At 72.5% G+C, this 15,559-nt stretch carries 18 protein-coding genes; 9 read left to right on the top strand and 9 right to left on the bottom strand.

Annotated elements, in window-relative coordinates; all coding sequences use genetic code 11:
* Window positions 1-183: 183 nt before the first annotated feature.
* Window positions 184-1,116 (bottom strand): metallophosphoesterase, encoded by a 933-nt coding sequence (locus ACXVGS_RS05895; protein WP_458535278.1) that lies wholly within the window; start codon window positions 1,114-1,116, stop codon window positions 184-186.
* Window positions 1,117-1,167: 51 nt separating this feature from the next.
* On the opposite strand from ACXVGS_RS05895, the gene ACXVGS_RS05890 reads away from it, so the two are divergent.
* Window positions 1,168-1,629, top strand: coding sequence for a GatB/YqeY domain-containing protein (locus tag ACXVGS_RS05890; RefSeq protein WP_458535279.1), 462 nt, complete (start codon window positions 1,168-1,170; stop codon window positions 1,627-1,629).
* Between the two features lie 90 nt (window positions 1,630-1,719).
* Here the strand turns inward: ACXVGS_RS05890 and ACXVGS_RS05885 are convergent, their stop codons facing one another.
* Window positions 1,720-4,113 carry a penicillin-binding protein gene (locus tag ACXVGS_RS05885; RefSeq protein ID WP_458536734.1) on the bottom strand — a complete coding sequence of 798 codons (2,394 nt, stop codon included), beginning with the start codon at window positions 4,111-4,113 and terminating at the stop codon, window positions 1,720-1,722.
* A gap of 171 nt (window positions 4,114-4,284) precedes the next feature.
* Between ACXVGS_RS05885 and ACXVGS_RS05880 the strand changes: the two genes are divergently transcribed.
* Window positions 4,285-4,608 carry a WhiB family transcriptional regulator gene (locus tag ACXVGS_RS05880; protein WP_141790522.1) on the top strand — a complete coding sequence of 108 codons (324 nt, stop codon included), beginning with the start codon at window positions 4,285-4,287 and terminating at the stop codon, window positions 4,606-4,608.
* A gap of 168 nt (window positions 4,609-4,776) precedes the next feature.
* Here ACXVGS_RS05880 and ACXVGS_RS05875 read toward each other — a convergent pair whose 3' ends face one another.
* Genes ACXVGS_RS05875 through ACXVGS_RS05865 form a run of 3 tightly spaced genes read right to left on the bottom strand, consistent with a single transcriptional unit; the run spans window position 4,777 to window position 7,764 of the window.
* Window positions 4,777-5,937: an ArsA family ATPase gene (locus ACXVGS_RS05875; protein WP_458530334.1), complete on the bottom strand. Its 1,161-nt coding sequence runs from the start codon at window positions 5,935-5,937 to the stop codon at window positions 4,777-4,779.
* A complete protein-coding gene (locus ACXVGS_RS05870; protein WP_458531472.1) occupies window positions 5,937-6,959 on the bottom strand; it encodes an ArsA-related P-loop ATPase in 1,023 nt (340 codons plus the stop codon). Before ACXVGS_RS05870 ends, ACXVGS_RS05875 begins: the two co-directional genes overlap by 1 nt.
* A gap of 10 nt (window positions 6,960-6,969) precedes the next feature.
* Window positions 6,970-7,764 (bottom strand): alpha/beta hydrolase family protein, encoded by a 795-nt coding sequence (locus ACXVGS_RS05865; RefSeq protein WP_458533714.1) that lies wholly within the window; start codon window positions 7,762-7,764, stop codon window positions 6,970-6,972.
* 36 nt (window positions 7,765-7,800) lie between these two features.
* Between ACXVGS_RS05865 and ACXVGS_RS05860 the strand changes: the two genes are divergently transcribed.
* Window positions 7,801-7,956 carry a DUF4177 domain-containing protein gene (locus tag ACXVGS_RS05860; RefSeq protein ID WP_141790440.1) on the top strand — a complete coding sequence of 52 codons (156 nt, stop codon included), beginning with the start codon at window positions 7,801-7,803 and terminating at the stop codon, window positions 7,954-7,956.
* Between the two features lies 1 nt (window position 7,957).
* Window positions 7,958-8,431, top strand: a complete 474-nt coding sequence (locus tag ACXVGS_RS05855; protein WP_458531471.1) for a RidA family protein — start codon at window positions 7,958-7,960, stop codon at window positions 8,429-8,431.
* Here ACXVGS_RS05855 and ACXVGS_RS05850 read toward each other — a convergent pair.
* Window positions 8,409-9,050, bottom strand: coding sequence for a MerR family transcriptional regulator (locus ACXVGS_RS05850; RefSeq protein WP_458536733.1), 642 nt, complete (start codon window positions 9,048-9,050; stop codon window positions 8,409-8,411). The genes ACXVGS_RS05855 and ACXVGS_RS05850 overlap by 23 nt on opposite strands.
* A gap of 62 nt (window positions 9,051-9,112) precedes the next feature.
* Between ACXVGS_RS05850 and ACXVGS_RS05845 the strand changes: the two genes are divergently transcribed.
* Complete coding sequence (locus ACXVGS_RS05845) at window positions 9,113-9,952, top strand: NUDIX hydrolase (RefSeq protein ID WP_458530339.1); 840 nt, start codon at window positions 9,113-9,115, stop codon at window positions 9,950-9,952.
* A complete protein-coding gene (locus ACXVGS_RS05840) occupies window positions 9,949-10,740 on the top strand; it encodes an MBL fold metallo-hydrolase (protein ID WP_458530340.1) in 792 nt (263 codons plus the stop codon). The genes ACXVGS_RS05845 and ACXVGS_RS05840 overlap by 4 nt, the downstream gene beginning before the upstream one ends.
* A gap of 6 nt (window positions 10,741-10,746) precedes the next feature.
* Here the strand turns inward: ACXVGS_RS05840 and ACXVGS_RS05835 are convergent, their stop codons facing one another.
* Entirely contained in the window at window positions 10,747-11,424 is a 678-nt protein-coding gene (locus ACXVGS_RS05835) for a Crp/Fnr family transcriptional regulator (protein ID WP_141790445.1), read from the bottom strand.
* A gap of 68 nt (window positions 11,425-11,492) precedes the next feature.
* Here ACXVGS_RS05835 and nth point away from each other — a divergent pair, with 68 nt between their 5' ends.
* The 3 genes from nth to ACXVGS_RS05820 are packed head-to-tail and all read left to right on the top strand — an operon-like array spanning window position 11,493 to window position 14,115.
* Complete coding sequence (gene nth, locus ACXVGS_RS05830; RefSeq protein ID WP_458536732.1) at window positions 11,493-12,215, top strand: endonuclease III; 723 nt, start codon at window positions 11,493-11,495, stop codon at window positions 12,213-12,215.
* Entirely contained in the window at window positions 12,212-12,907 is a 696-nt protein-coding gene (locus tag ACXVGS_RS05825; RefSeq protein ID WP_246092632.1) for an NUDIX hydrolase, read from the top strand. Before nth ends, ACXVGS_RS05825 begins: the two co-directional genes overlap by 4 nt.
* Entirely contained in the window at window positions 12,904-14,115 is a 1,212-nt protein-coding gene (locus ACXVGS_RS05820; RefSeq protein ID WP_458530342.1) for a MarP family serine protease, read from the top strand. Before ACXVGS_RS05825 ends, ACXVGS_RS05820 begins: the two co-directional genes overlap by 4 nt.
* A gap of 19 nt (window positions 14,116-14,134) precedes the next feature.
* On the opposite strand, the gene ACXVGS_RS05815 is transcribed toward ACXVGS_RS05820, so the two are convergent.
* Both ACXVGS_RS05815 and ACXVGS_RS05810 read right to left on the bottom strand, forming a co-directional pair.
* The gene (locus ACXVGS_RS05815; protein WP_458533715.1) at window positions 14,135-15,067 is read right to left on the bottom strand and encodes an alpha/beta fold hydrolase; all 933 of its coding nucleotides are present in this window, start codon (window positions 15,065-15,067) and stop codon (window positions 14,135-14,137) included.
* Between the two features lie 45 nt (window positions 15,068-15,112).
* Window positions 15,113-15,556, bottom strand: coding sequence for a phage holin family protein (locus tag ACXVGS_RS05810; protein ID WP_458530344.1), 444 nt, complete (start codon window positions 15,554-15,556; stop codon window positions 15,113-15,115).
* Window positions 15,557-15,559: the final 3 nt, after the last annotated feature.

Genomic DNA, 15,559 nt, shown 5'->3' with positions numbered 1-15,559 from the left:
GGATTTGAACCTGCGGCCTCTTCGTCCCGAACGAAGCGCGCTACCAAGCTGCGCCACACCCCGTGGCTGTCGTGCACCACCCGAGGGCAGCGAGAAGAGAGAATAGCCGAGCCCCCGCCCAGTCACCGAATCGGGTCCCCGGCAAGCTCCTGACCAGCGCGCAAGCCAACGCCCGACCGAGCCTCAGGACCCCTTGGCCGCCAGCGTCAGCAGCGTCGCCTCCGGCCGGCAGGCGAACCGCACCGGCGCATACGGCGAGGTGCCCAGCCCGGCCGAGACCTCCATCCACGCCGCGTCCGCCGGGGCCGCCGACGACGGCAACGAGCCCGCCCCCGGCCACCACCGCGAGACGCCCTTGGCCCGCTTGCGGTCCAGGTCGCAGTTGGTCACCAGCGCCCCGTAGAACGGCACACAGAGCTGCCCACCGTGCGTGTGGCCGGCGATGACCAGCCCGGCGCCGTCGGAGGTCATCTCGTCCAGCACCCTCGTGTACGGCGCGTGCGTGACCCCGATGGTCAGCTCACCGGACGGCGTCTCCAGCCCGGAGCGACCGGGGTAGCGGTCGTAGTTCAGGTGCGGGTCGTCGACACCGACGAAGTCCAGGTCGTGCCCGGCGACCTCCAGGGCCGCCCGGGCGTTGGTCAGGTCCACCCAGCCGGCCTTGGCGAACGCGTCGACCAGGTCCGAGGTCGGCAGCGGCTGCCCGCCCAGGCCCTTGCGGTAGCCCTTGGTCAGGTAGCGCGCCGGGTTCTTCGGCGACGGCGCGAAGTAGTCGTTGGAGCCGAGCACGAACACGCCCGGCAGCTCCAGCAGTGGCTCCATCGCGCGCACCGCAGCCGGCACCGCCTCCAGGTCGGCCAGGTTGTCGCCGGTGTTGACCACCAGGTCCGGCTCGAGCGCGGCCAGGCCACGGACCCACTCGATCTTGCGCCGCTGCCGCGGCACCAGGTGCAGGTCGGACAGGTGCAGCACCCGCAGCGGCGCGGCTCCGTGCGGCAGCACCGGCACGGTGTAGCGGCGCAGCGCAAAGGCGTTGCGCTCGATCAGGGAGGCATAACCGAGGCCCGTCGCGCCGAAGGCGAGGGCCCCGAGGGCGGTGCGCGTGAGTCCGTTCATCGCCCCCATCCTCGCAAACACCGGCCCCGGCGGGGTGGGAGACTGCGACCCATGACCGAGACCTCGCTCAAGACGACCCTCCAGACCGCGCTCACCGAGGCCATGCGTGAGCGCGACCAGGTCCGCGCCGGCACCCTGCGGATGACCCTCACGGCCGTCACCAACGAGGAGGTCTCCGGCAGGGAGGCGCGCGAGCTCTCCGACGACGAGGTGCTCAAGGTGATCACCAAGGAGGCCAAGAAGCGCCGGGAGGCGGCCACGGCATACCAGGACGCGGGGCGGTCCGAGCTCGCGGACCGCGAGCTCGCCGAGCTGACCGTGCTGGAGGCCTACCTGCCCCAGCAGCTCAGCGACGAGGAGCTCGACGCGCTCGTCGCCCAAGCGGTCCAGGACTCCGGTGCCACCGGTATGCCGCAGATGGGCCTGGTCATGAAGGCCGTCCAGCCGCTCGTGGCCGGCCGGGCAGAGGGCGGGCGCATCGCCGCCGCCGTGAAGAAGGCCCTCGCCGGCTGACCGGCTCCGGGAGCGCCCACGCCGCGCCCTGACGCGACAGCGCCCGCCACCTGACTCAGGTGGCGGGCGCTGGGTCACTTCCTGGGCTTCTTACCCTTTCGGTGGCCCTGTGGTCTTTGATGGCTTGGGGGTCGGACTTTTGGAGGGCTTGGGCTTCGTCGTCTTCGACGTCGACGGGGTGGGCGTGGACGGCGCGTTGCCGTTGGAGTAGGTCACCACCACCGTGGAGCCCCGGACCGCCCGGCTCCCGGCGCCCGGTGAGGTCGACAGCGCGGTGCCGGCCGGCTGCGCGGAGTCGGCCGCCTGGCCCTTGACGCCGTTGAAGCCGGCGGCGTCGATCTGCTGGATCGCCTGGTCGACGGGCTGGCCGCCGACGTAGGGCACCACGATCTGGTCGCCGAACTGCATCTTGTCGCTGGCGCTGCCGAAGTCGCGGATCGGCATGCCCGCGGAGGCGCGGTCCATGATCGCCTTCCAGATCGGCGCCGCGATGGTCGCACCGAAAATCTGGCCGGGATAGAACTTGCTGCCGATCTGCATGTTGCGCAGGTGGCGGGAGTTGTCCGTCGGGGTGCCGACCCACACGGCCGTCGCCAGCTGCGGGGTGTAGCCCATGAACCACGTCTCGTTGCTGTTGTCGGTGGTGCCGGTCTTGCCGGCCGCCGGACGGCCGCCGGCGAGCTCGTTGCCCGCCGCGGTGCCCTTGGTCAGCACGGCCTTGAGGATCTGGGTCGTGCCGTTGGCGACGTCGGCGTCGAGCACGCGCTTGCACGGGTTCGTCGGCAACTTGATCGACTTGCGGTCGAACGTCGTGATCGAGACGACCGGCACCGGCGGGCAGTAGGTGCCGCCCGAGGCGACCGTGGCGTAGGACGAGGCCAGGGTCAGCGGCGAGACGCCGTCGGAGCCCAGGGTCACCGGCGAGGGGAAGGTCTGGATCGGCTGGCCATTGGCCTGGTGCAGGCCCATCGCGGTCATCGTCTTCTGCACGGTGCAGACGCCGAGCTTGGCGACCAGTCCGGCGAAGGCGGTGTTGACCGAGAACGCGGCCGCATCGGTCAGGCTGATGTTGCCGTTGCGGGTGCCCTCGTCGTTGCGGACCGGGAACGGCACACCGGCGGAGCAGTTCTTGTACTCGCTCGGGGAGAAGACCGCCGGGTGCTTGGCATCCGCGGGCTTGGCGTAAATGGAGGAGTTGACCGGCATGCCCTCCTTGAGGGCGGTCACCACGGCATACATCTTGGCGGTCGAACCGAACTGGAAGCCGTAGGTGCTGCCGTTGTACTTGCTGTCGACCGACCAGTTGACCTCGTTGGTGGCGAAGCCCTTCTTGCCGACGAAGTTGGTGTTCTGCCCCAGCGCGAGGACCTTGCCGCTGCCGGGCTCGACGATCGCCGCGGCCGAGCCGATCTGGGCCGAGTTGCCGACCGGGACCTTCTTGCGGATCTCCTCGTTGAGGGCGTTCTCCATCTTCGGGTCGAGCGTGGTCTGGATGGTCAGGCCGCCGGTGGTCAGGAGGTTCTTGCGCTCCTTGACGGTCCGGCCCAGCGCCGGCTGGTCCAGGAGCCAGTTGAGGGTGTACGAGCAGAAGTAGGGGTAGGGCGAGGCGGCGCACGAGCTCTGGCCCGGGGTGAGGTTGAGCTTGAGCTTCGTCGCGCGGGCGTCCTGCCACTGCTTGTCGTTGATCAGGCCGAGTTCATGCATGCGGTCCAGCACCACGTTGCGGCGCGCGATGGCGCGGTCGGGGTGGTGCACCGGGTCGGTGGAGGAGGGCAGCTGGACCAGGCCGGCCAGCAGGGCCGCCTGCGGCAGGTTGAGCTTGCTGGCGGGGATGCCGAAGTAGTGGTGCGACGCGGCCTCGACGCCGTAGGCCAGGTCGCCGTAGTAGACCAGGTTGAGGTAGCCCTCGAGGATCTGGTCCTTGGACAGCGTCTTCTCGAGGGTGACGGCGTACTTGAGCTCCTGCAGCTTGCGCCCGTAGCTCTTGGCCGTCGCGGCCTGGGCCGCCTCCTTGTCGTTGTTGCGCAGGGCGTTCTCCTGCAGCGTGATCTTGACGTACTGCTGCGTGAGGGTGGACGCGCCCTGGGTGCTGCCGCCGTTGGCGTTGGAGATGAACGCGCGGGCGATGCCGTGCAGGTCGACCCCGCCGTGCTCGTAGAAGCGGCTGTCCTCGATCGCCACCTGGGCCTGCCGCATGACCGGGGCCACCTTGGACAGCGGCACGATGATGCGGTTCTCGTCGGACGGGGTCACGATGAGCGACCCGTCGGCGGCGAGCACCCGCGACTGCTGCGACAGCGGCGTCTGCTTGAACTCTCCCGGCAGCGAGTCGAAGGCCTGCACCCCTGACCGGGCGGCGGCGCCGGTGGCGCCGGCAAGCGACATGACCAGCCCCGCTCCGAGCAGCCCCATGACCACCGAAGTGGCCACGAGGGCGCCGAGCAGGCTGGTGATGCTGGCGAGGTTGGTGGCGCGTCCCTGCATGCCGGCCAGCATACGTGCGGACCCCCTCCTGATCAGTGACTAGTCATTTTGGGGGTGTCCTGAACTATCCCTCCTAGTCATGGTCCTGACCTGTGCTTGCTCCCTATCGTCGAAGCATCGAGAACGGACGATCTGTCCGTTTTGAGAGCAGGGAGGCCAACCGTGACCGTCATGACTTCGCGCAGCACGAGCGCTGGAGCCGGTCGTCGCGTGTGGGTCGAGGACTGGGCTCAGCAGGGGGCTTGCGGCAAGGCCGATCCGGACGCGTTGTTCGTCCAGGGCGCCGCACAGCAGATCGCCAAGCAGATTTGCATGGGCTGCCCTGTCATCGCCGAGTGCCTCGCCGACGCGCTCGACAACCGCACCGAGTTCGGGGTGTGGGGTGGGATGACCGAGCGTGAGCGTCGCGCCCTGCTCAAGCGCCGCCCGAACGTGCCTTCCTGGCGGGCCGTCCTCGAGACCGCCCGTCTCAACGCCGACCGTCCGGCCTCCTGACCCACCGACCCCGCGCCGCCCCGGCTCGCCGCCGCGGGCGGCGCTGTCGTGTGTATCCCGCGCCGCTCGCCTGAGCGAGTGCCTCACCCGGGCGTGTCGCCCGCCTGAGCGCCCCGGTCTCCTGAGCGCCCCGGTCGCCCGGTCGCCCGGTCGCCCGAGTGCCCGGCGTCAGCCGCCGGCCAGCGAGTCGCCGACCGCCCGAAGCCCCTCGACGTCGTGGATGTCCTCGGCGGCCGCCGCCACCTGCACCACGGGGATGCCGGGGTGCCCGGCGCTGAACCGGCGGGCCAGCCCCTGGTGGCGGGTGGCGACCTCGGCCCGGGCGGCGTGCACCCGCAGCAGTCCCTCGGTGATCTTTGCCGACGGCGAGCCCTCCTCGGCGAGCTGCTCGGCCGCGGCGAGGGCGCGGCCGCTGGAGAGCCCGGGCGCCTCCACGGCATACATGCGGTTGATGACCACCCCGGTGAGCGGCATCTGCTCCTCGGCGAGGCGGTCGACGAAGAAGGAGGCCTCGCGCAGGGCGTCGCGCTCCGGCGCGGCGACCACGAGGAAGGCGGTGCCGCCCTCCTGGAGCAGGGAGTAGGTGGCCTCGGCGCGCTCGCGGAACCCGCCGAACATCGTGTCCAGGGCCGCCACGAAGGTCTGCACGTCGGTGAGCACCTGGGCGCCGAGGATCTTGTTCATCGTCTGGGTGACCACGCCGACCCCGGCGCTGAAGACCTTGAGGTAGGCCCGCCCGCCGGCCTTGGCCGGGGCGCTGAGCAGCCGGATGAACCGGCCGTCGAGGAACGAGCCGAGCCGCTTGGGTGCGTCGAGGAAGTCCAGCGCCGAGCGCGAGGGCGGGGTGTCGACGATGATCAGGTCCCAGCTGCCGTCCTTGTCGGCCCGGGCACGCAGCTGGCCGAGCTTCTCCATCGCCATGTACTCCTGCGTGCCGGCGAAGGAGCTGGAGACCGCCTGGTAGAACGGGTTGGCCAGGATCTGCTCGGCCTTCTCGGGGGTGGAGTGCAGCTGCACCACCTCGTCGAAGGTGCGCTTCATGTCGAGCATCATGGCGTCGAGGGAGCCGCCCGCGGAGTCGTCGATGCCCTTGACCGGGCGCGGGGTGTTGTCCAGCGAGGTCAGCCCCAGGGACTGGGCCAGCCGGCGGGCCGGGTCGATGGTCAGCACCACGACGTGCCGACCCTGCTCGGCGGCCCGCAGGCCCAGGGCGGCAGCGGTGGTCGTCTTGCCGACCCCGCCGGCGCCGCAGCACACGATGATCCGGGTGGCCGGGTCGGTCAGCAGCCGGTCCATGTCCAGGGGTACGGGCTTGTCCTTGGCCGCCATCACGCCATCCCCTGCGCGGCCAGCGCGTCGGCAAGCACCCGCACCCCGGCCGGCTCGACGCCCTCGGGCAGGGCCGGCAGCCGGTAGGTGGGCCGCTTCAAGGCCAGCACGCTCTGGGCCTCCTGCCGCTCCAGGGCGACCCGGGCGGCGTGGTCGGCGGCCTCGACGAGGAGACCGTCGACCAGGGCGTCGGTGACCTTGACCCCGGCGCGGGCCAGCTCGGCGGCGACCTCGTCGCGGGGCAGCCCGCCGTTGGCCGCCGGCACCAGCGCCTTCTCCGGCAGCGCCTCGTCGCGGACCTGGTTGATGACCACGCCCCCGACCGGCAGCCTGGCCGCGCGCAGGTCGTGCACCGCGTCGACCGTCTCCTGCACCGGCATCTCCTCCAGCAGGGTCACCACGTGCACCACGGTCTGCGGTGAGCGCAGCAGCGTGGTGATCGAGTCGGCCTGCGAGCGGATCGGGCCCACCCGCGCCAGGTCGGCGACCTCGTGGTTGACGTTGAGGAAGCGCACCACCCGGCCGGTCGGCGGGGCGTCGAGCACCACCGCGTCGTAGTGCGGCGGCTCCTTGTGGGCTCGGCCCCGGGGCTCGCGCCGGCGTCGGACCGCCTCGTAGACCTTGCCGATGAGCAGCACGTCGCGCACCCCAGGCGCGATCGTCGTGGCGAAGTCGATGGCGCCGAAGCGCTCGAGCACGCTCCCGGCCCGGCCCAGCTTGTAGAAGATCTGGAGGTACTCCAGCAGCGCCGCCTTGGCATCGACGGCCAGGCCGAAGACCTCACCGCCGTTCTCCGCGTGGGCGATCCGCGCCTCGGTGGCCGCCAGCGGGGCCACGTCGAAGGTCTGGCTGATGCCCTGCCGCCCCTCGACCTCGGCGAGCAGCACCCGCTGCCCCTGGTCCGCCAGCGCCAGCGCCAGCGCCGCGGCCACCGTCGTCTTGCCGGTGCCACCCTTGCCGGTGACGATGTGCAGCCGCACACCCTCCCAGTCGGTGTCCCGTGCGGACGCGTTGCCAGCCATGCCAGCGAGCCTAGCGAGCGCCGGCGAGCCCGCGTACGGCGTCCCGCACCTCGGCGAACGCCGGGTGCCCGGGGTCGATCAGCCCGAAGTGCTCACAGGCCGGTATGACGGTCAGCCGCACCTCCGCGTGCTGCTGCGGGCCGCCCGCGGGCTGGCGCATCCGCTGCTCGTAGGACCGGGACACCTCCACCGGCACGGTCTCGTCGTCGGCGCCGTGCAGCAGCACCACCGGGACCGCTGGGCTGAGCCGGGCCGGGTCGGCGGCGGCCCAGGTGGCGTCGGTGGCGGCGGCCGGCTCCCCGCCCATGAGGCTCTGGGCCGCGTCCTCGCCCAGGTGCAGCCGGGCGGTCAGCGCCAGGTCGACGCAGCCGGCCAGCGACACCACCCCGGCGATGCCGTGCGCCCAGGGCTGGCCGGCCGCCCACGCGACGAGGTGTCCCCCGGCGGAGTGGCCCACGAGGACGACCGGGGAGGGGAGCCCGGCGTCGGCCCGGACGGCCGCGACGGCCGCGGCGACGTCCTCGACGGTGCCCGGCCAGCCGCCACCCGGCATACCGACCCGGCGGTACTCCAGGACCGCCACGTGGAACCCGTCGTCGGCGAACGCCTGCGCCTCGCTGGCCGCGTGCGCCCGGTCGAACTCCGCCTGCCAGAAGCCGCCGTGGACCACGACGACGGTGGCACCGCGGGCCGTCCCGGAGGGCAGCCGGACGTCATACACCTGGGCCGGGTCGGGTCCGTAGGGCTCGGTGCGGGCCGGCGGGGGAGCGGTCCTGGACAGCACCGCGCGCGGGTCGTTGGTCACGGAAGGCATCGTGCCAGTGGCCGCTAGAGTGCGCCCATGCGCAAATGGGAGTACGCCACGGTGCCGTTGATCGTGCACGCCACCAAGCAGATCCTCGACCAGTGGGGCGAGGACGGCTGGGAGCTGGTGCAGGTCCTCACGGGCCCCGACGGCAATGGTCTGGTGGCTTACCTGAAGCGGGAGAAGGCCTGAGATGAGTGAAGTCGAGAAGCGCCTGGCCGAGCTGGGCCTGGACGTCCCCGACGTGCCCGCCCCGGTGGCGGCCTACGTCCCCGCGGTGCGCGACGGCAACTACATCTACACCTCCGGCCAGCTGCCGATGGTCTCCGGCCAGCTGGTCCAGACCGGCAAGGTCGGCGACGGCCACGGCCTGGTCCCGGCCGACGACGCCAAGAAGCTCGCCGAGATCTGCGCGCTCAACGCCATCGCCGCGGTGAAGTCCCAGGTCGGCGACCTCGACAAGGTCACCCGTGTGGTCAAGGTCGTCGGCTTCGTCGCCAGCGATCCCTCGTTCACCGGCCAGCCCGGCGTCGTCAACGGCGCCAGCGAGCTGCTCGGCAAGGCCTTCGGCGACGCCGGCGTCCACGCCCGCTCCGCCGTGGGCGTCGCGGTGCTCCCCCTCGACGCTCCCGTCGAGGTCGAGATCACCGTCGCAGTGCGTGACTGAGCGCCTCGCGGAACGCTGAGGTCGCCAGCTCCACCAGCAGCCGGAGCGCGTCCTCGTTGGCGAGGTCGATGACCGGGTCCTGCCGCTGGCCGTCCGCGAACTCGTGCGCGAGACGGCCGGCGGTGACCCCCAGCCCGCCCAGGCTGCCCGCCCTGGCGTCGTGCAGGTAGAGCGCGTTGACCAGGGCCACGAGCACGGCGTCGGCGTGGACGTTGCCCGCCTCGTCGCGGATCATCACGCCGAGCGTCACCAGCTCCTCGAGGCTGCCCGGGCGCTGCCGGTCCATCACCGAGATCATCATCGGGTCGATGGTGACGGCGCTGTCGAGCCGGCGGCCGCTCGCGGGGGTCTCGCGCTCGACTATCGCCCGCAGCAACCTGGCGATCTCGACCTGCACGAGGTCGCGGCTGGCCAGCGAGGAGATGAGCGCCAGCGGGAAGCCGTGGTCGACGAACGCCTTGACCATGCGCAGCTGGGCCATGTGGCGCTGGTCGTAGTAGCCGGTGCGGCCGCGCACGGTGGGGGCGTCGAGCAGGCCCTTGGTGCGGTAGAGGCGCAGCGTGCGCTCGGTCAGGCCCGTGGCCTCGGCCAGCTCCTCGATGGTGTACTCCCGCCCCATACGTCGATCGTGCCACCCGGGCGCCCCTGCCGGATGACGATTGCCGCCCTAGGATCGAGGGCGTGAGGCGAGACTTCCCGCTCGGCAGCGCCCCGGCGCTCGTCGAGCGTGCCCAGAACTGGCTCGGCCGTGACGCCGCGGCCCACGACCCGGTCGCCCCGCGTAGTGCCGCGACGGTGCTGCTCGTGCGGGACGGCCAGCACGGGGTCGAGGTGTTCATGCTGCGGCGGGTGGCGACGATGGAGTTCGCCCCGCGGATGATGGTCTTCCCCGGCGGTGGCGTCGACCCCCGTGACGCCGACCCGGCGCTGCCGTGGGCCGGGCCGTCCGCGCAGGAGTGGGGCCGCGTGCTCGGCGCCGACGAGACCACCGCCCGCGAGCTGGTCGCCGCGGCCGTGCGCGAGGTGTTCGAGGAGTGCGGGGTGCTGCTGGCCGGCCCCGACACCGACAGTGTGGTCGACGACGTCAGCGGCACGGACTGGCAGGCTGACCGGGCCGCCCTGCTCTCCCGCGAGGTGTCGCTGTCCGAGCTGCTCGTGCGGCGGGGGCTGGTGCTGCGCTCGGACCTCCTGCGCGCCCGGGCCCACTGGATCACCCCGGAGTTCGAGAGCCGGCGCTACGACACCCGCTTCTTCGCCGCCGAGCTGCCCGAGGGGCAGGTGCCCGACGACGCGACCAGCGAGGCCGACCACGCGGCGTGGGTCGACCCCGCCGAGCTGCTGCGCGACTACCACCGCGGCGAGGCGCTCATGCTCCCGCCGACCGTGGTCAACGTGGAGGAGGTCGCCGCCGCCCGCTCCGCCGACGAGTTCCTGCGCGAGGAGCTGCCGATCGCCCCAGTCATGCCGGTCCTGACGCCCACCGAGGAGGGCGTCATGTTGCGCTGCGAGCTGCCGGTATGACGGGCGGCTGGCAGGGCGGCCCGGTCACCCCCCGCGCCACGTGCGTGCTCGCCGGCAACCCCGGGCCGATGACGCTGGACGGCACCAACACCTGGGTGCTCTCCGAGCCGGGCTCGAACGGCTGCGCCGTGGTCGACCCCGGCCCGCTGGACGAGGCGCACCTGCGCCGGGTGCTGGACGTGGTGGCCGCCCGCGGGACCCGGGTCGAGCTGGTGCTGCTGACCCACCACCACCTCGACCACGCCGAGTCCGCCGCGCACTTCGCCGAGCTGACCGGTGCGCCGGTGCGCGCCCTGGGCGACGGGCTGGCTGACGGCGACCGCCTCCAGGTGGGTGGGCTCGAGCTGACCGTCGTGGCCACCCCCGGCCACACCGCCGACTCGCTGTCCTTCCTGCTGCCGGAGGACAACGCGCTGCTCACCGGCGACACCGTGCTCGGCCGGGGGACCACCGTGGTGAGCCACCCCGAGGGGCGGCTCGCGGCATACCTGGACTCGCTGGAGCGGATCGCGGCCATGACCAACTCGGGGCAGGTGGAGACGATCCTGCCCGGACACGGCCCGACGGTGCAGCACGCGGCGCAGGCGGTCTGGTACTACCTCGAGCACCGGCGTGAGCGGCTCGGCCAGGTGCGGGCGGCGCTGGCCGACGGGGCCGGCGACGCCGACGCCGTCGTTGCCCGGGTCTACGCCGACGTGCCGGAGGAGCTGCGGCCGGCAGCCCGGCTGAGCGTGCTCGCCCAGCTGGACTACCTGCGCGCGAAGGGCCTCAGCGGCCGCGGCGCCTGAGGCCGGTCAGCGCGCGCGGCGCTTGAGCCGCTCGACGTCGATGAGGATGACGGCACGGGCCTCGAGCTTGATCCAGCCGCGCGTCGCGAAGTCGGCCAGCGCCTTGTTGACCGTCTCGCGGGAGGCGCCGACGAGCTGGGCGAGCTCCTCCTGGGTGAGGTCGTGCGCGACGAGGATGCCCTCCTCGGCCGGGCGGCCGAAGCGGCTGGACAGGTCGAGCAGCGCCTTGGCGACGCGGCCGGGCACGTCGGTGAAGACCAGGTCGGCCAGGGTCTCGTTGGTGCGGCGCAGGCGGCGGGCCAGCGCGGCCAACAGGGTGGCGGCGACCTCGGGACGGTCAGTCAGGAAGGCCTGGAGGTTGTCGTGGCCGAGCCCGATGAGCTGGGTCTCGGCGACCGCGGTGGCCGTGGCGGTGCGCGGGCCGGGGTCGAACAGGCTCAGCTCGCCGAACATCTCGCCCGGGCCGAGGATCGCCAGGAGGTTCTCCCGGCCGTCACTGCTGGTGCGGCCGAGCTTGATCTTGCCCTCGCGGATCACGTAGAGGCGATCTCCCTGGTCACCCTCGTGGAAGAGGATGTCGCCGCGCTCGAGGCGCGAGGAGGTCATCGACTGCTGCAGGGCGGTCGCGGCCTCGTCATCGAGGGCTGCGAAAAGGGGCGCCTTCTTCACGACATCGTTGTCCACGGCCGACAGTGTGCCATGCGGGCCACCGCGGGGAAGCCCGCGTCACCGCGGCCCTCTAGGCTGGGTCCGTGTCCGTGAACCCCCGCGTCGAGACCCCCGTGGCCCTGACCAGACGGGCACGGAAGATCTACCGCGCCCTGCTGGAGCGCTACCCCTATGCCCACTGCGAGCTGGACTTCACCACCCCGCTCGAGCTGCTGGTCGCGACCGTGCTGTCGGCCCAGACCACCGATGTGCGGGTCAACCTGGTCACGCCGACCCTGTTCGCGAAGTACCGCTCGGCCGCCGACTACGCCGGGGCCGACCGGGCCGAGCTGGAGACGATGATCCAGTCGACCGGCTTCTACCGCGCCAAGACCGACGCGCTGATCAAGCTCGGCCAGGCCCTGGTCGAGCGGTTCGACGGCGAGGTGCCCGGCAGGCTGGAGTCCCTCGTGACCCTGCCGGGTGTGGGGCGCAAGACCGCCAACGTGGTGCTGGGCAACGCCTTCGGGGTGCCGGGCATCACCGTCGACACCCACTTCGCGCGGCTCTCGCGCCGGTTCGGCTGGACCGCCGAGGAGGACCCGGTCAAGATCGAGCACGCCGCTGGCGCGCTCATCCCGCGCAAGGACTGGACGATGCTGTCCCACGTCGTGATCTTCCACGGCCGGCGCACCTGCCACGCCCGCAAGCCCGCGTGCGGTGCCTGCCCGATCGCGCGCTGGTGCCCCTCCTACGGTGAGGGCGAGACCGACCCGGTCAAGGCCGCCAAGCTGCTGAAGTACGAGCTCGCCCCGGACGCCTCGTGACCGTTCCCGTCGCCGGCTCCCCGCGGCCGGCCTGGATGACCCACCTCGTCCGGACGCTGGCCGAGACCCCCGCCGAGCGCTTCAGCCGGTTCCTGCCCCCGGACGAGGGTGGACGTCAGTCCGCGGTGCTCATCCTGTTCGGCCCCTCGCCCTTCGGTGGCGAGGACGTGCTGCTCACCGAGCGGCACCACGGCATGCGCTCCCACGCCGGACAGGTGTCCTTCCCCGGCGGCTCGCTCGACCCCGACGACGAGGGCCCGGTGAGCGCGGCGCTGCGGGAGGCCCGCGAGGAGGTCGGCCTCGACCCCTCGGGAGTCGACGTGGTCGCCGAGCTGCCGGCGCTCTACCTGCCCCCGAGCGACTTCGTCGTGACCCCCGTCCTGGCGTGGTGGTCCGACCCGCACGACATCGACACGGTGAGCGACCTCGAGGTGGCCCGGGTGGTGCGTGCCCCGCTCGCTGAGCTCACCGACCCCGCCCGCCGCTTCACCGTCACCCACCCCAGCGGCTTCGTCGGGCCGGCGTTCGACGTCGACGGCCTGCTCGTGTGGGGGTTCACCGCCAACCTACTGGCCACGGTCCTCGAGCTCGCCGGGCTGGAGCAGGACTGGGACCGTGACCGGCGACGACCGCTGCCCGAGCGCTTCACCCGAGAGTGGCGGCGCCGAAACTCCGAGGAAAGCACGACGTGATCGGTTTCCTGCCCGTGGTCGACCTGGTGCTGGCGGTGGTGCTGGTCAGCTACGCCATCACCGGCTACCGCCAGGGCTTCGTCATCAGCGTCATGTCGCTGGTCGGCTTCCTCACCGGAGGGGCCGTCGGCATGTGGCTGCTGCCGCTGCTCATCCAGAACTGGGACGCCGTGGCCCGGGTCGCCGTGCTGCGCACCGGCCTGCTCGTCTTCGGCGTCTTCGTGCTGGCTTCGGTCGGTCAGGCCATCGCGGTCAACCTCGGCTCGCGGATGCGTTCCCAGGTGCACGGCGATCAGGCACGCAAGGTCGACTCGGTGCTCGGGTCGGTCGCCGTGCTCGTCGCCGTCTCGGTGCTGGTGTGGTTCATCGCGGGCGCCGTCCGCGGCGGTGCTCCGGCCCCCATCGCGCGCGCCATCGGCGAGTCCCGCATCCTGCGGGTCATCGACGGGGTCGTGCCGCCGCAGACCTCCAGGCTGTTCGCGGGGTTCCGAGGCGTGCTCGACCGCGAGGGCTTCCCTCGGGTGTTCGAGGGCGTCGGCGCCGAGCCGATCATCCCCATCGCCCCGCCGGACGACGGCGTCGCCAAGGGCCGGGCCATCTCCGAGGTGTCCGGCTCGATCGTCAAGATCACCGGTGTCGCTGAGGCGTGCAACCGCGGCCAGGAGGGCAGCGGCTTCGTCTACGCCCCCCAGCACGTGGTCACCAACGCCCACGTCGTCGCCGGCGTCGACGAGCCGCACGTGCGCATCGGCGGGTCGGGCCGCTCCTACGTCGCGCACATCGTGGTGCTCGACCCCAAGCGCGACCTCGCCGTCCTCGACGTGCCGGGCCTGCCGGCCGCCCCGCTGCGGACCGGCGCGGCACTCGGCCGGGGCGAGGGCGCTGCGGTCGCCGGCTTCCCCCTCGACGGGCCCTACCGCGTCGACGCCGCCCGCATCCGTGACGTGCTCAGCGCCCGCGGTGCCGACATCTACGGCGACCCCGGCACGGTGCGTCAGGTCTACTCGCTGTTCGCCCGGGTCGAGCCCGGCAACTCCGGCGGCCCGCTGCTCGACCCGTCGGGCAAGCTCGTGGGCGTGGTCTTCGCCAAGTCCCTCGACGACGACGTCACCGGCTACGCCCTGACCCTGGCCGAGGCCAAGCCGGTCTTCGACGCGGGCCGGACGGCCACGAAGACGGTCTCCAGCGGCGGGTGCGCGGCCGGCTGACGCAGGGGAGCAGCGGTGCTCAGGTGGCGGGGGTGCGCGGCGCCGCGGTGTGGGCCAGCCATCGCACCAGCAGCCGGTTGACCTCCTGCGGGGCCTCTTCGGGCAGGAAGTGCCCCGCGCCCTCGAGGAAGTGCTCCTCGAACGGTCCGCTGACGTGACGGCGTGACCCGGTGGCCGCGGACGCCACGACCGCGCCGTCGTCGACGCCGTGCAGGTGCAACACCGGCACCTCGACCGGGCGGCGCAGCCGCGCGGCGAACCGGCGCCCGTCCAGACGCAGCTGCGAGCGGACCACCCAGCGGTAGTACTCCGCCGCGGAGTGGGCCACGAACGGGATGGCCATCGCCTCGCCGTAGCGCGCGGCCTCCTCGTCGCCGGGCCAGGCGTTCTCGGGCGAGGACCAGTGCCGCAGCAGCCGCTCGACGTAGCCGGGGCCGCTGGTCATCTGCCGCTCCGGGACGAACGGGCGCTGAAGGCCGCCAAGGTAGGCGTTGGCGCGCATCTGACCCGGGTCGGTGAACGAGGCCCGGCGCAGCACCAGCGGGTGCGGCATGCCCAGCGCCGCGACGGCCCGTGTCACCGAGGGCTGCATGGTCGGCATGGACCAGGCGATCCACCCGCCCCAGCCGTGCCCGGCCACGACCGCCTCGGTCTCGCCGAGGGAGCGGATCACGCTGGCCACGTCGGCGGCCAGGGTGAAGGTGTCGTAGCCGCGCGGAGGCTTGTCCGAGCCGCCGTAGCCGCGCAGGTCCATCGCGGCCGCGCGGTAGCCGGCCTCGGCCAGCGCCGTCATCTGGTGCCGCCAGGCCCACCAGAACTGCGGGAACCCGTGCAGCAGCAGGACCAGCGGACCCTCGCCCATCTCCGCCACGTGGAACCGGGCGCCGTTGGCGGCGACGAGCCGGTGCTCCCACGGGCCGTCGACGAGCACGGTCGACGCGTCGTTGCTCATGGTGCGGTCAGGCCTTCGGGTGGGTCGGAGGAGGAACGGGGGACGTCAGTGGCCGGGCTTGATCGCGGCGATGGTGTCCTGGGTGGACTTGATGGTGCGCTCGGGCTTGCCCTGGATCTTCTGGAACGCCGACCTGGCGACCAGCACGCAGATGGCGCCGATGACCAGCAGCGCGACGGCGACGATGAGGAACGCCAGCCACGGCGACAGGCCGGCCGCGACCAGGCCGTAGGCCGCCGAGATGAGCAGCAGGATCAGCGCGAGGAAGGCGAACACCCCGGCGATGGCCACGAGCGCCCCGCCGGAGGCGGCCTTCTTGGCGTCGGCGGTGATCTCGGCCTTGGCGAGGTCGATCTCGCTCTTCACGATGGCGGACATGTCCTGGGTCGCGCTCGCGACGAGCTGGCCCAGCGTGCGCTCGGTGGCGCCGTTGCCGGTGGCCGCGGGACCGCTGCCGGTGGCGGTGGGGCCGTTGCTGGTGGCCGTCATCGA

The organism is Oryzihumus sp., assembly GCF_054325275.1.
Note: the sequence above shows the minus strand (reverse complement) of the source record. Positions and strands in the feature narration are given on the sequence as shown.

Excerpts from the sequence above, each read along its gene's own strand:
- ACXVGS_RS05850 (WP_458536733.1), bottom strand. The coding sequence starts at position 9,050 with ATGGGGCGGGAGTACACCATCGAGGAGCTGGCCGAGGCCACGGGCCTG.
- ACXVGS_RS05860 (WP_141790440.1), top strand. The coding sequence starts at position 7,801 with ATGCGCAAATGGGAGTACGCCACGGTGCCGTTGATCGTGCACGCCACC.
- ACXVGS_RS05870 (WP_458531472.1), bottom strand. The coding sequence starts at position 6,959 with ATGGCTGGCAACGCGTCCGCACGGGACACCGACTGGGAGGGTGTGCGG.
- ACXVGS_RS05895 (WP_458535278.1), bottom strand. The coding sequence starts at position 1,116 with ATGAACGGACTCACGCGCACCGCCCTCGGGGCCCTCGCCTTCGGCGCG.
- ACXVGS_RS05855 (WP_458531471.1), top strand. The coding sequence starts at position 7,958 with ATGAGTGAAGTCGAGAAGCGCCTGGCCGAGCTGGGCCTGGACGTCCCC.
- ACXVGS_RS05885 (WP_458536734.1), bottom strand. The coding sequence starts at position 4,113 with ATGCAGGGACGCGCCACCAACCTCGCCAGCATCACCAGCCTGCTCGGC.
- ACXVGS_RS05875 (WP_458530334.1), bottom strand. The coding sequence starts at position 5,937 with ATGGCGGCCAAGGACAAGCCCGTACCCCTGGACATGGACCGGCTGCTG.
- ACXVGS_RS05810 (WP_458530344.1), bottom strand. The coding sequence starts at position 15,556 with ATGACGGCCACCAGCAACGGCCCCACCGCCACCGGCAGCGGTCCCGCG.
- ACXVGS_RS05890 (WP_458535279.1), top strand. The coding sequence starts at position 1,168 with ATGACCGAGACCTCGCTCAAGACGACCCTCCAGACCGCGCTCACCGAG.
- ACXVGS_RS05880 (WP_141790522.1), top strand. The coding sequence starts at position 4,285 with ATGACTTCGCGCAGCACGAGCGCTGGAGCCGGTCGTCGCGTGTGGGTC.
- ACXVGS_RS05840 (WP_458530340.1), top strand. The coding sequence starts at position 9,949 with ATGACGGGCGGCTGGCAGGGCGGCCCGGTCACCCCCCGCGCCACGTGC.
- ACXVGS_RS05815 (WP_458533715.1), bottom strand. The coding sequence starts at position 15,067 with ATGAGCAACGACGCGTCGACCGTGCTCGTCGACGGCCCGTGGGAGCAC.